Here is an 11,910-nt window from a genome sequence, read left to right as displayed (position 1 = left end):
CGGATCGAAAGCGCCGGGAGAACCGGCGCTCTCAGGCCGCGACCGCCATGCGCCCGCGGGCGATGCCCAGCCGCGCGGGCGAGACGTACTGCTCGCGGTAGATCTCGAAGGGCATGGTGTCTGCCGCCTCGATGCGCTTTTGCTCCTGGATCGACTCGGCGGTCATGCGCTCGAAGCCGGCCTGCTGTTCGGCCGAGAACGGCAGGGCCAGCAGCGTGGCGCGGGTCTGCTCCGACTGGGCGCGCACGAAGCCGATGAAGGAGTTGCCATGCTGCTGCTCGACGGCCGCGAGCACGCGGGCCGAGGGCAGGCTGTCGGGGTTCTGCAGTGCGGCCCTGGCCGCCTTCACTGCGTCGGTGTGCTGCGTGCCGCCCTGCGCCGCATCGAGCGCGGCGGCGATGGGCAGGCATTCGTCGACCAGTTCGATGCCCCAGTCGGTCAGCGTCACTTCGCTGCCATTGCGCGACAAGCGCAGGCCCGGCTCGCGACCGCGCGCGGCGGTCAGGTGCTGGTTGCGCGCCAGGTCGGCGATTTCTTCAGGCGTGTCGTCGGGGCTGTCGCTCAAGAGGCAATGCAGCAGGAACACGTCGATGAAGCGCATGGTCTGTGCGTTGATGCCGACGGTCTCGAAGGGGTCCAGGTCCATCAGGCGCACCTCGACATATTCGACGCCGCGCTCGCGCAGCGCATGCAGCGGACGCTCGCCGGGGTTGATCACGCGCTTGGGGCGGATGGTGCCGTAGAACTCGTTCTCGATCTGCAGCAGGCTGGTGCCCAGCTGGTTGTAGTCGCCGCCGAGATTGCGGATGCCGATGGATTCGTAAGCTGGCCATGGGCGCGTGAGCGCGTCCTGCAGCGAGGCGCCGTAGCCGTCGAGGCTGTTGTAGCTCACGGCCAGCGAGGCCTGCGCATCGCTCTGGTAGCCCAGGCGCCCCATGCGCAGCGACGTGCCGTGCGGCATGAACATGCTGCCGTCGCCCAGCGGCTGCAGCTCGTGCGGGCGGCCCGCGACAAAGCTCGAACACAAGGCCGGCGAGGCGCCGAACAGGTACAGCAAGAGGAAGGCGTGGCGGCGGAAATTGCGGATCAGCGCGAAGTACTGTTCGCTCGACACATCGGGCAGCGACCAGTTGTAGTGAATGCCCGAGATGGTCTGCATGCGGCGGCCATAGCGGTGGCTCAGGCCCATGCGGTAGACGCTCTTGGCACGGCCCACGTTCGAGGAGCCGTAGCGCCCGATGGGAATGGTCTCGTCGGTCGGCAGGCCGCAGGGCATGCTGGAGACCCAGAGGCGTTCGTCGCCCAGCTGGTCGAGCACGCGGTAGGTGAACTGGTGGACGCGGGTCAATTCCTCCAGCGCCGATTCGACGCCGGTGTGCACGCCCGTGATGAGCTCGAGCTGCGATTCGCTGAAGTCGGTCGTGATGTGCGGATGCGTGAGCGCCGAGCCCAGCGCCAGCGGATGCGGCGTCAGCGCGAGCTTGCCGTCGGGCAGCGCGCGCAGGCTTTCCTTCTCGATGCCACGTCGCATGCCATTCAGTCGTGCGGCTGAAAGGGCACCCAGCCTCTCCTGCAATCTGTTGCTCATATTGTTATGACCCATCAATCTTCTGAGGGGCTGGAAGGTAGCACGGGCGCGCGGGCAACGCTCGTGCAGGGAATCCCGTTTCCAGCTAGGCTTTCGCCCGCTACTTTTTTGATAGCTCCCTGCATAGGCACCATGGGGGCCAAAGGCCTTTTCTGTAGAGAAAAATGCGGGTCAGGCGCGGCCGGCCCGCAGGTCTATCTCGTCCGACTGGTAGACGTGGATCTCCGGCGTGCCGTCGGCCATGGCCGCGAGCGCCTTGCCGAAGGCGCGCGAGGCATCGACGCGAAAGTGGGCCTGCAGCGCGGGCATGTCGCTCCAGCGCTCCACGAAAGTCAGCCGCAGCGGGTCCTGCACGTCGGTCGTGACTTCGTGCGAGATGCAGCCAGGCTCGGCGCGCGAGCGCAGCACATGCTCCACGCTGATGGCCAGCATCGCCTGCAAGGTGTCGGGTTTGGCGAGGGCGTGTCCGATGACGAGGATCATGGGCTGTCTCCTTCTTCGTCTGTGTGTCTCGTGGGTTGCCGCAGCGGCCTGCTCGTTTTTTCTTCAGCCCACCAGCACGCGCAACAGGAAATCGTTCAGGTCGGCCACTTCCTCCATGCAGACCGAGTGCGCCATCGTGTACTCGTGCCACTCGACGGTATGGCCCAGGGCGACGAGCGCATCGCGCGATTGCGTGGCCCGTGCCAGCGGCACCATCGGGTCTTGCCGGCCATGGCCGAGGAACACCGGCGTCTCATGGTTGGCCGCATGGCGCTCGGCCGCGGTGCTCGCCGCCAGAGGCAGCCAGCCCGAGAGGCCGACGATGCCGGCCAGGCGTTCGGTGTGGCGCAGCCCGGTCAGCAGCGCCATCGCGCAGCCCTGCGAGAAGCCGGCCACCACGATGCGGTTCGCGGGGATGCCGCGGGCCTTTTCGTTGGCGATCAGTGCCTCGATGGCGGCCTGCGAGCGGCGCAGGCCCGTGGCGTCTTCCTGCACATTGAAATCGGGGCCGGCGATGTCGAACCAGGCCGGCATCTGGTAGCCGTTGTTCAGGGTGACCGGAATCACCGGCGCATTGGGAAACACGAAGCGCACTGGCCCGACGCTGGACAGGTCGAGCTCGCCGGCGATCGGCACGAAGTCATTGCCGTCGGCGCCCAGGCCGTGCATCAGGATCACGGAGGCGGTGGGGTTCGGAGCGGTTTCGATTTCGATGGGAAGGCGGGACATGGTCGGGCAAAGGTATTCAGGGATTCGGATGGCCTCACCTTAGCGCATTCGGGCGGTCGGCTGACTTGCGCGGCTCGCCTTCGCACCCAAGATGGGCTGAAACAAAAGGAAAGAAGAAAGGAAAGAAGAGCGTGAGCCATTCCCCTCCCCTGGTCGAGATCAAGCTGTCCGGCGTGGTGCTGGTCTGCGGCGATTGCGAAGAGCGCAGCGACGGCCCCACGAAACTCAAGGCCAGACAGGTCCGCAAGGAACTCAAGCGCGACCTGGTGCATGTGCCGGGGCGCCTTCGCGTCGTGCAGTCGACCTGCCTGGGCCTGTGCCCGAAGAAGGCGATGGCGCTGGTCGCCGTGGCGGGCGGGCAGGCGCCGATGGCAGCCGAGGTGTGCCGCGACGACGATGTCGCGGATTTCGCCAAGGCGCTGTCCCGCGCCGTCCGCTAGGGCCTGTTCACAATCCGTCGAGCTGGCGATAGAACGCATCGACCTGCTGCTGGGCCGTCTGTTGCATGGCCGTGTTGCGGCGCGCGCAGCTCGCGGCGTCTTCCACCGCGCCGGCCTCGCCCACCTTGCGCGAGGCGTCCTGCACGAACCGGCACATGGGAAAGCGGCGCTCGCCGAAGGCCCTCAGGGTCTGCTCGCCGATACCATCCGCCGCGAGCATTTCTGCGAGAACCACGGCGTCTTCCACCGCCATCGCGCCGCCCTGCCCCATGAACGGCGTCGAAGCATGCGCCGCATCGCCGATCAGCAGCACGCGGCCCGCGTGCCACGGCAACGGCGCCTGCACTTCCTCGACTGCGGTGTAGAGCACTTCCGAATCCGCCGAGAGCTGGTCGAGAAACTGCCGCGCCGGCCCGCCGAATTCCGCGAACCGTTCGCGCATCAGCCCGGGCCATTGTTCCCGCGGATACCAACGGTCCGCAGGTTCGCTCACCGTGCCGAAGATGTAGAGCCTGTCGTCGCTGATCGGCATGATCCCGAGCCGCTTGCCGATGCCCATCATCATGATCTTCGCGTCCAGCGCGCGCGGCCGCTCATGCACGCTGCGCCAGACGCCAAAGCCGGTGTAGCGCGGCGTGAGAGGGCCGCTCACGACTTCGCGGACCTGCGAGCGGATGCCGTCGGCGCCGATGACGAGATCGAAGCGCTGCGTCGATCCATCGGAGAGCGTGACCTCCGCGTGATCGCTGCCGCTTGGCGAACGGATCTCTTCCACCGTCGTCGCCAGCCGGATATCGACGCCGAGCGCATCGAGCCGGCTCGCGAGGATGCGGTGCATCTCCGCGCGCTTGATACCCAGGATCGGCACCGCGCCGCCGTGCGACCTCGGATAGAACACATCGACGATCGGCACGCCGTGGTGATCGAGATAGACATTCCGCCCATCCGCGATGCCGAAGCCCGCATCGAGGATCTGCGGCAGCACCCCGACGCTGCGCAGCGCCTCCAGCCCGTTGCTGTAGATGAAGATGCCCGAGCTCTGGAAGCGCCATTCGGCCTGCTTCTCGACCAGCGTGACCGGCATGCCCTTGTCGGCCAGCGCGATGGCGGCCGAGCAGCCCGCGATGCCGGCGCCGACGATCAGCACCTTGTTGTGTGTGGCAGTCATGAACGAGCGGCTCAGAGTTGGGTGCGAACGGACCACAGCTCGGGAAAGAACCGGTGATCGACCACGCTGCGCAGCCACCCCACGCCGGCCGAGCCGCCTGTGCCCGGCTTGAAGCCGAGGATGCGCTCGACCGAGACGAAATGCCGCCAGCGGTATTGCGAGAACACGTCGGCGATGTCCATCAGCGCCTCGCCGAGCCGGTAGAGATCGTTCTCCGGCGTCGGGGCGCCGTACACCCAGAGCCACGCGGCTTCGACGCCCGGGTTCACCACATAGGGCGCCGACCAGTCGCGCGCCAGCGCCTCGGGCGGCACCGCGATGTCACGGCGGTACAGCAGCGCGAGCACGTCGTCGTAGAGGCTCGGCGAATTCAGCGCGCGCTCCATGTAGGGCCACACGTCGGGGTTGTTCGCATGCGCACGCGCGAGCGGCACCGACTTGTTGCCGAGGATGAACTCCACATGCCGGTACATGTACGACTGCTGCCCCGAGGCGATGCCCAGCGTGTTGCGGAACTGGTTGAACTCGTGCGGCGTGATGGTCGAGAGCACGTCCCAGGTCTTGCCGAGGAACTCGAGCAGCGCGCGCACCCGCGGCACCAGCTGGAGCGCGCCGGCCACGTCGTCGGCGCGGATGCGCGCCTGCATGTTGACCAGCTCGTAGTGAATGGCCTTGAAGGTCAGCTCCTTACAGTGCGTGATGCACATGAAGACCATCTCGTCGTGGCCCTCGCTGCGCAGGTGCTGGATGCTCAGCAGCAGGTCGTTGCGCTGGTGCTCCAGGTACGGGTTGCTGCCGCCTTCGAACTGCAGCAGCGGCTCGCCGTCGGTGTTCTTCACCGTGGCTTCGCGCTGCTGGTTGTCGCCGACCGCGATCGACTTCACGAGGGAGTTTTCGAGCGCCGGATTGCGGACTTCGGGAATGACTCTGTGGCGTTGGATGGGCATGCGCCGATTGTTCGGCGCGCATGCCGCCGCCTCAACCTCCGGCACGCCGGATTTGGGCACCGATCGTCCGGTGCGGCGGAATCAGCTGGATTCGGGCCTGCCGTGCTGGCGGGCGTAGGCGCTGGGCGTCATGCCGGTCCAGCGCTGAAAGGCGCGCGAGAACGCTTTTTCCGATGCATAACCCACCGCCTCGGCCACCTGGTGCAGGCTCAGTTGCCGGTTCTTGAGCTTCTCGGCTGCCAGCGTCATGCGGTAGGAGCCGAGGTAGTGCATCGGCGTCACGCCCACCAGCGCGCGAAAGCGCTCGCTGAAGATGGTGCGCGAGAGATAACTGGCCTGCGCCAGCGTGGCCACCGACCACGGATGCTCGGGCCGCTCGTGCATCAGCGACATCGCGCGGGCGATGCTCTCGTCGTCGAGTCCGCGCAACTGACCCACCTGCTGCGCCTGGTCGGCCTGGGGCTGCGCATACAGGTGCTCGCAGAGGATGTGCACCAGCAACAGGTCGGCCATGCGCGCCGCCGACAGCTGCCAGCCCGGCCGCTGCGCGATGGTTTCGTTGACCAGCGATTCCATCGCCTGCGCAAGCGACGCGGTGGTGGGAATCTGCCCCTGCCGCAGCACGATCAGCGGCGGCAGGCTGGCCATGATGGAGCCCAGGCCCTCCGCGGGCATCCACAGGTGCAGCGAGAACAGCTCGGTCGCCGCGCCTCCACCGCCGTGCGAGAACACGATCGGATGGTCGCCATGCCGACCGACCGAGTGCGCGGTGATCAGGTCGCGAAAGGGCTCGGCCTCGAGCCCCGGCGCGGACGACACGGTGTGCGGACTGCCCTGCGGCAGCATCGCGATGTCGTGCGGCGCGACGGCCACCGGCTCGGCGCCGTCGACCGCGATCCAATACGGCGCGCCGGTGCACATGCGGATCAGCGGGCCGGCCACGCCGGTCGAATGCAGGGCCCAGGGTGCGGAGAGCGAGAAGCGTGCGGTGACCGCCCGCTCGGACTTGTACGTCGCAAGCACATGGCTGAGTACGTCGCCGCCCCGCTCTGTGTCCATGCTGTTCGTGCCGTCCGGTGATCTGGAATGCCGGCGATTATCTGGCATGGCAGGCGGGCGATTCGGCTTTGCTTTACACAGGAGGCCCGGGGATGCAACACAATGGCGTTTCGCATGAAGACACCCACCCCACACCCGAAGCCCCCGCTGGCCGCCGCAGCATTCGACAGCGAAACCCTGTTGCGCGAAAGCGGCCTCCGCGTGACACGCGCCGCCCAGACGGTGCTGGAACTGCTCCGGCACACCTCCCAACCCCTGACGCACGAGGAAGTGGCCGCCGCCTACACCACCGCCACCGGCGAAGCCCCCGACCGCGTGACCATCTACCGCGTACTCGACCGCCTCGTCGAAGCGGGCCTGTGCGACCGCCGCGTGGGCGCCGACCGGGTCAACCGTTTCGCGCGGCACGTCGAAGCCGCCTCGGGCAACACCTTCGAATGCGACCAGTGCCACAAGGTATTGGCACTGCCGTCGGACCCCGAGCTGCCCAAGGTGATGGGCCGGCTCGGCAAGGCGCTGCGCAAGCAGGGCATCGACACCCGCCACACCGCGCTTACGCTGCACGGCACCTGCGGCGACTGCGCACGCTGAGCGCGGTCAGACGTTCCAGGACGGGAACGGATCGGGCAGGTTCTGCCACCACGAGGGGCCAAAGCGCATCTCGTTATCGGTGAGCAGGCAGGCATCCAGCCGGGCACGCAGCGCGGCCTCGTCCATGCCGATGCCGATCAGCACCAGCTCCTGCCGCGCATCGCCCGTTGCCGGGTCCCAGTTGTTGGTGATCAGCTCCAGTGCTTCGAGATCGGTCGGCCAGTGCTCGCGCGGCACCGCCGCCCACCAGAAGCCCGCCGCGCCGTAGCGGCAGGCGCCACCGGCCTGCGACCACGAGCCCGCGCGCGTGGCGCGGCTCGCGAGCCAGAAGAATCCCTTGGAACGCACCACGCCCTCCCACTCGCTCTGCACCAGGTCCCAGAAGCGCTTGGGATGAAACGGCACGCGCGAGCGATACACGAAGCTGCGGATGCCGTATTCCTCGCTCTCGGGCACATGCTCGCCGCGCAACTCGGCGAGCCAACCCGGCGCCTGCTCGGCCTGCTCGAAATCGAAAAGACCGGTGTCGAGCACGCGGTCGAGCGCGACGCGACCGAACTCCGACACCTCGATGCGCGCACGCGGGTTCAGGCTGCGCAAGATCGCCATCAGCCGCCCGCGCTCCCCAGCCGTGACGAGGTCGGTCTTGTTGACCACCAGCACGTCGCAGAACTCGATCTGCTCGATCAGCAAGTCGACCACCGTGCGCGTGTCCTCGTCGCCCAGCGACTGGCCGCGCTGGCCCAGGCTGTCGGGCGAGCCGTAGTCGCGCAGGAAGTTGAAGGCATCGACCACCGTCACCATGGTGTCCAGCCGCGCCACGTCGGCCAGGCTCTTGCCGTCCTCTCCCGCGAAGGTGAAGGTCTCGGCCACGGGCAGGGGCTCGGAGATGCCGGTGGACTCGATCACCAGCTGGTCGAAGCGCCCTTCCTTCGCGAGGCGGTTCACCTCGATCAGCAGGTCTTCGCGCAGCGTGCAGCAGATGCAGCCGTTGCTCATCTCGACCAGCTTCTCTTCGGTGCGCGAGAGCTTGGCGCCGCCGTCGCGCACGAGCGCCGCGTCGATGTTGACCTCGCTCATGTCGTTGACGATGACCGCCACGCGGCGCCCTTCGCGGTTGTTGAGGATGTGGTTGAGCAAGGTGGTCTTGCCCGCGCCGAGGAAACCGGACAGCACGGTAACGGGGAGGCGATCGGTCATGTGGGCGTTCTTTGTATATGCAACAGCATTGCATTATAGGTAGCAATGCAATTTTGTTGCATTTACGGCCCACGCCCGCCCGGACTCGCCCAACCTCGCGTTACCTCGCGCTACAGCGCGACCTGCGCCATCTTCTGCAGGTAGCGCGCCAGCGGCGGCGTTGCCCTGCCCTCCACCTTGGCCAGATCGTCATAGCGCCGAACGCGCAGCGCTTCCTCGGCAAACGGTGCGCGCATGAAGGCCTCGGCCTCCTGCGGCGTGTAGCGCCCGCCCTGCAGCGTCAGGCTGTGCTTCGAAGCCGGCGACAGGCTGTCCCAGTAGCCCGCATCGATCGTGCACAGGCAGCGCTTCGCGTCCACGTGCAGGCGAATCGGCGCCAGCACGCCCGGTGGGAAGAGCCCGTGCAGAAAGGGCAGCGCGATGTACTGGTGCAGGTCGTCGCGTTCCCGCGGGGTGCTGCGGTCGTCCCGCGCGTTTTCGGGCGCGAGCAGGTGCCCGAGGTCGTGCAGCAACGCCGCCACCACGGTCTCGGTGCTCTCTCCCGCTTCTTCGGCCAGCGCCGCGCACTGCAGCGCGTGGTCCAGCTGGCTCACGGCTTCGCGGCCGTATTGCTGCCGGCCGCGGTCGGCCAGCAACCGGGCGATGTCGTCCAGGGTCAATGCCATCGCGAAATTTCCAAGGGCCTGTTCACACTATGCAAGGGGTCGCGTTGCTTCGCCAAGGGGCTGGCTGCAAGGCGCCCGGGCGCGGCAAGGCTGGAGCCTTGCAAGCGCAGGCAACGCCGCAGACGGCCCCTTGGCGAAGCAACCCGGAGGGAAGCTCGCCACAGCCCGCCCCTCGGCGTTGCATTCCTTGTGCGTGCGGACGCACGCACGGCGTCATGCGCCTTGATGGGCGGGCTGTGGCGAGCTTCGCGACCCCTTGCATAGTGCGAACAGGCCCTAGACCAGCACTTTGCGGATGCGCGCCGACACCAGGTCGATGACGCTCACGCTCACCACGATGATGATCATCACCGCGCAGGTCTCGGCGTACTGGAAGCCACGGATGATCTCCCACAGCACCACGCCGATGCCGCCCGCGCCCACCATGCCCACCACCGACGCCGAGCGCACGTTCGACTCGAAGCGGTAGAGCGCATACGAAATCCACAGCGGCATCACCTGCGGCAGCACGCCGTACACGATCTCGTGCAGCGCGCTCGCGCCTGTGGAGCGAATGCCCTCCACCGGCTGCGGATCGATGGCTTCCACCGCCTCGGCGAAAAGCTTGGCCAGCACGCCGCTCGTGTGCACCCAGAGCGCCAGCACCCCCGCAAAAGGCCCCAGCCCCACGGCCACCACGAACAGCATCGCGAACACCATCTCGTTGATGGCCCGGCAGCTGTCCATCAACCGGCGCACCGGCTGGTAGATCCACCACGGCACGATATTGGCCGAGGCCAGCAGCGCGAGCGGCACGGCAGTCACCACGGCCAGCACCGTGCCCCACAGTGCGATCTGCAGCGTGACCACCATCTCCTGCAGGTACATGCGCCAATGCGTGAAGTTCGGCGGGAAGAACTCGGCGGCGTAGGTCGCCATGTTGCCGCTGTCGCGGATGAGGTCGAGCGGCCGCATGTCGGCGCCCTTCCAGGAAGCCAGCAGCAGGAGCAGCAATGCGGCCCAGGAAATCTGCCACGCCAGGTTGCGCTTGGGAACCACGGTTGCGAGCGGCGGGCGGGTCATCGGAATCGAGGAAGGCATGGCGGGCGATGGGTCGTTCGGCTGCGCTCGGAACTCAGTTCAGCGCGGACAGCTTCTTGTCGATGTCGGCCAGGCGCGTCTTCCTGTCGGCGTCGCTCAGCACGGTGTCGGCTTCGATCTTGTTGCGCTGGCCAAACAGGTCCAGCTGGCGGATCGGCATCAGTTGCTTGTCGCTCGACTCCTTGAAGCCCGACAGCTTGGAGATCTTCATGATGACTTCCTTCTCGCGCGCATCGGTCTTGCCGTAGTTGAAGAAGAAGTTCCTGAGCTTCGCCTTCGTGGCTTCGGGCAGATCCTTGCGCATGACCAACGGATCGAGCGGAATCAGCGGCGAAGTCCAGACGATCTTGATGTCCTTGAACTTCTCGGGGAAGCGTTCCTTGACCTTCTCGAGGTTCTCGCTGTTGTTGGTCGCCACGTCCACCTGCTTGTTGGCAACGGCCAGTGCGTTGGTCTCGTGGTTGGCGCTGCGGGTGACGCGGAATGCGGTCTTGGCGTCGATCTTGTTTTGTGCAAAGACGTAGAAGCCGGGCACCAGGAAGCCCGAGGTCGAGTTCGGGTCGCCATTGCCGAAGCTCAGGCTCTTGGCGTTCTTCAGCACGTCGTCGAGGGTGTTGAGCGGGCTTTCCCGGTTCACGATCAAGTGCGAGTAGTAGCCCTGCGTGCCGTCGGCATTGACCATCTGGGCGAACACCTCGCCGTTTGCGCGGTCGACGGCTTCCATCGCCGACTTGTTGCCGAACCAGCCCAGATGCACCTTGTTGAAGCGCATGCCTTCGATGATGCCGGCGTAGTCGGGCGCGAAGAAGGCCGTGACCTTCAGACCGGTCTGGCGGTTCATGTCGTCGATGAGGGGCTGCCAATCGCCCTTGAGGTTCTGCGTCGCCTCTGTCGAGATGATGCCGAAGTTGATGTCCTGCGCCAACGCGCCGACCATGCCGAGGCCAAGGGCCAGGGCTGCACAGAGTTTCTTGATCATGGATGACTCCAAAGTGGAACGGTAGGAAAGGAAAGAGAGCACTCAGGCGTGCGATGGATTCAGGCGGCCTTCGCCGGGCGCGCCGCCCAGGGCACGACCGCGGGCGGCGTCAGCACGTGCACGCTGGCGCTCTCGGCGTCCGGGGTGGCGGGCCGCAGCAGTTCTTCGGCCTGCACGCCATACAGTTCGCGCAGCAACTCGGGAGTGAGCGCGGAAGACGGTCCGTCGAACACCACCTGGCCCTGGTTCAGCGCCACCACCCGCGGGCAATACTTCATCGCGATCTCGACCTGGTGCAGCGAGACGACCACGGTGCAGCCGTCTTCGCGGTTGATGCGCGCCAGGATCTCCATCACCTTGCGCGACGACTCCGGATCGAGCGAGGCAATGGGCTCGTCGGCCAGCACCACCTTGGCGCCCTGCACCAGCGTGCGCGCGATCGCGGCGCGCTGCTGCTGACCGCCCGACAGCGTGGAGGCGCGCTGCGCATGGCAATCGGCAATGCCCACGCGCGCCAGTGCTTCGAGGGCCAGTGCACGCTCCTGCGCGGTAAAGAGGCGCATCCAGCTGCGCCACCACGGCATGCGGTGCAGCGAGCCCACGAGCACGTTCACCAGCACCGGCAGCCGGGCGACGAGATTGAACTGCTGGAACACGAAGCCGACCTGCGAGCGCACCTTGCGGATGTCGCGGTGGATGCGACCGGCCTGCTGCACGCAGCAGCCATCGATCTCCACCAGCGACTGCGTGGCGCCGTCGGCCGCCACGAGCCCGGCGATGTGCCGCAGCAGCGTCGATTTGCCCGAGCCCGAGGCGCCGATGAGCGCCACCATGTCGCCACGCGCCACATCGAGATTGATATCGCGCAAGGCGTGCTTGCCGTTGGCGAAGTGCTTGTTGAGCTGGCGGATGCGCAGGAGTGTGTTCATGGCGTTCTTCAAGTCGTCTAGACAAATGCAGTCTCGCCAGCCCGTATGACGC

At 66.8% G+C, this 11,910-nt stretch carries 13 protein-coding genes; 2 read left to right on the top strand and 11 right to left on the bottom strand.

Annotated features, from left to right (window positions below; genetic code table 11):
• Nucleotides 1-31 precede the first annotated feature (31 nt).
• From gshA to NU688_RS11765, 3 genes are all read right to left on the bottom strand, one after another.
• Nucleotides 32-1,588 carry a glutamate--cysteine ligase gene (gshA, locus tag NU688_RS11775; protein ID WP_257860788.1) on the bottom strand — a complete coding sequence of 519 codons (1,557 nt, stop codon included), beginning with the start codon at nt 1,586-1,588 and terminating at the stop codon, nt 32-34.
• 171 nt (nt 1,589-1,759) lie between these two features.
• Nucleotides 1,760-2,071 carry a putative quinol monooxygenase gene (locus NU688_RS11770; protein ID WP_093431065.1) on the bottom strand — a complete coding sequence of 104 codons (312 nt, stop codon included), beginning with the start codon at nt 2,069-2,071 and terminating at the stop codon, nt 1,760-1,762.
• Between the two features lie 63 nt (nt 2,072-2,134).
• On the bottom strand, nt 2,135-2,800 hold the full coding sequence (locus NU688_RS11765; RefSeq protein WP_257860787.1) for an alpha/beta hydrolase: 666 nt from the start codon (nt 2,798-2,800) through the stop codon (nt 2,135-2,137).
• A 131-nt stretch (nt 2,801-2,931) separates the two neighbouring features.
• Here NU688_RS11765 and NU688_RS11760 point away from each other — a divergent pair, with 131 nt between their 5' ends.
• Complete coding sequence (locus tag NU688_RS11760) at nt 2,932-3,240, top strand: hypothetical protein (protein WP_257860786.1); 309 nt, start codon at nt 2,932-2,934, stop codon at nt 3,238-3,240.
• A gap of 7 nt (nt 3,241-3,247) precedes the next feature.
• Here NU688_RS11760 and NU688_RS11755 read toward each other — a convergent pair whose 3' ends face one another.
• From NU688_RS11755 to NU688_RS11745, 3 genes are all read right to left on the bottom strand, one after another.
• The gene (locus NU688_RS11755) at nt 3,248-4,408 is read right to left on the bottom strand and encodes an FAD-dependent oxidoreductase (RefSeq protein ID WP_257860785.1); all 1,161 of its coding nucleotides are present in this window, start codon (nt 4,406-4,408) and stop codon (nt 3,248-3,250) included.
• An 11-nt stretch (nt 4,409-4,419) separates the two neighbouring features.
• Nucleotides 4,420-5,355, bottom strand: a complete 936-nt coding sequence (locus NU688_RS11750) for a tryptophan 2,3-dioxygenase (protein WP_257860784.1) — start codon at nt 5,353-5,355, stop codon at nt 4,420-4,422.
• Between the two features lie 81 nt (nt 5,356-5,436).
• Nucleotides 5,437-6,414, bottom strand: a complete 978-nt coding sequence (locus tag NU688_RS11745) for an AraC family transcriptional regulator (protein ID WP_257860783.1) — start codon at nt 6,412-6,414, stop codon at nt 5,437-5,439.
• A 114-nt stretch (nt 6,415-6,528) separates the two neighbouring features.
• Between NU688_RS11745 and NU688_RS11740 the strand changes: the two genes are divergently transcribed.
• Nucleotides 6,529-7,005, top strand: a complete 477-nt coding sequence (locus tag NU688_RS11740) for a Fur family transcriptional regulator (protein WP_206174530.1) — start codon at nt 6,529-6,531, stop codon at nt 7,003-7,005.
• A gap of 6 nt (nt 7,006-7,011) precedes the next feature.
• Here the strand turns inward: NU688_RS11740 and zigA are convergent, their stop codons facing one another.
• From zigA to phnC, 5 genes are all read right to left on the bottom strand, one after another.
• Nucleotides 7,012-8,205: a zinc metallochaperone GTPase ZigA gene (zigA, locus tag NU688_RS11735; RefSeq protein WP_257860782.1), complete on the bottom strand. Its 1,194-nt coding sequence runs from the start codon at nt 8,203-8,205 to the stop codon at nt 7,012-7,014.
• Between the two features lie 110 nt (nt 8,206-8,315).
• A complete protein-coding gene (locus NU688_RS11730) occupies nt 8,316-8,870 on the bottom strand; it encodes a phosphonate degradation HD-domain oxygenase (RefSeq protein WP_257860781.1) in 555 nt (184 codons plus the stop codon).
• A gap of 276 nt (nt 8,871-9,146) precedes the next feature.
• The gene (gene phnE, locus NU688_RS11725; RefSeq protein ID WP_257860780.1) at nt 9,147-9,950 is read right to left on the bottom strand and encodes a phosphonate ABC transporter, permease protein PhnE; all 804 of its coding nucleotides are present in this window, start codon (nt 9,948-9,950) and stop codon (nt 9,147-9,149) included.
• A 34-nt stretch (nt 9,951-9,984) separates the two neighbouring features.
• On the bottom strand, nt 9,985-10,929 hold the full coding sequence (gene phnD / locus NU688_RS11720; protein ID WP_257860779.1) for a phosphonate ABC transporter substrate-binding protein: 945 nt from the start codon (nt 10,927-10,929) through the stop codon (nt 9,985-9,987).
• Nucleotides 10,930-10,988: 59 nt separating this feature from the next.
• The gene (phnC, locus tag NU688_RS11715) at nt 10,989-11,858 is read right to left on the bottom strand and encodes a phosphonate ABC transporter ATP-binding protein (RefSeq protein ID WP_257860778.1); all 870 of its coding nucleotides are present in this window, start codon (nt 11,856-11,858) and stop codon (nt 10,989-10,991) included.
• Nucleotides 11,859-11,910 lie beyond the last annotated feature (52 nt).

The sequence above is a fragment of the Variovorax sp. ZS18.2.2 genome (assembly GCF_024701975.1).
Taxonomy (GTDB): Bacteria; Pseudomonadota; Gammaproteobacteria; order Burkholderiales; family Burkholderiaceae_C; genus Variovorax.
This window is presented reverse-complemented; position numbering and strand designations above follow the sequence as displayed.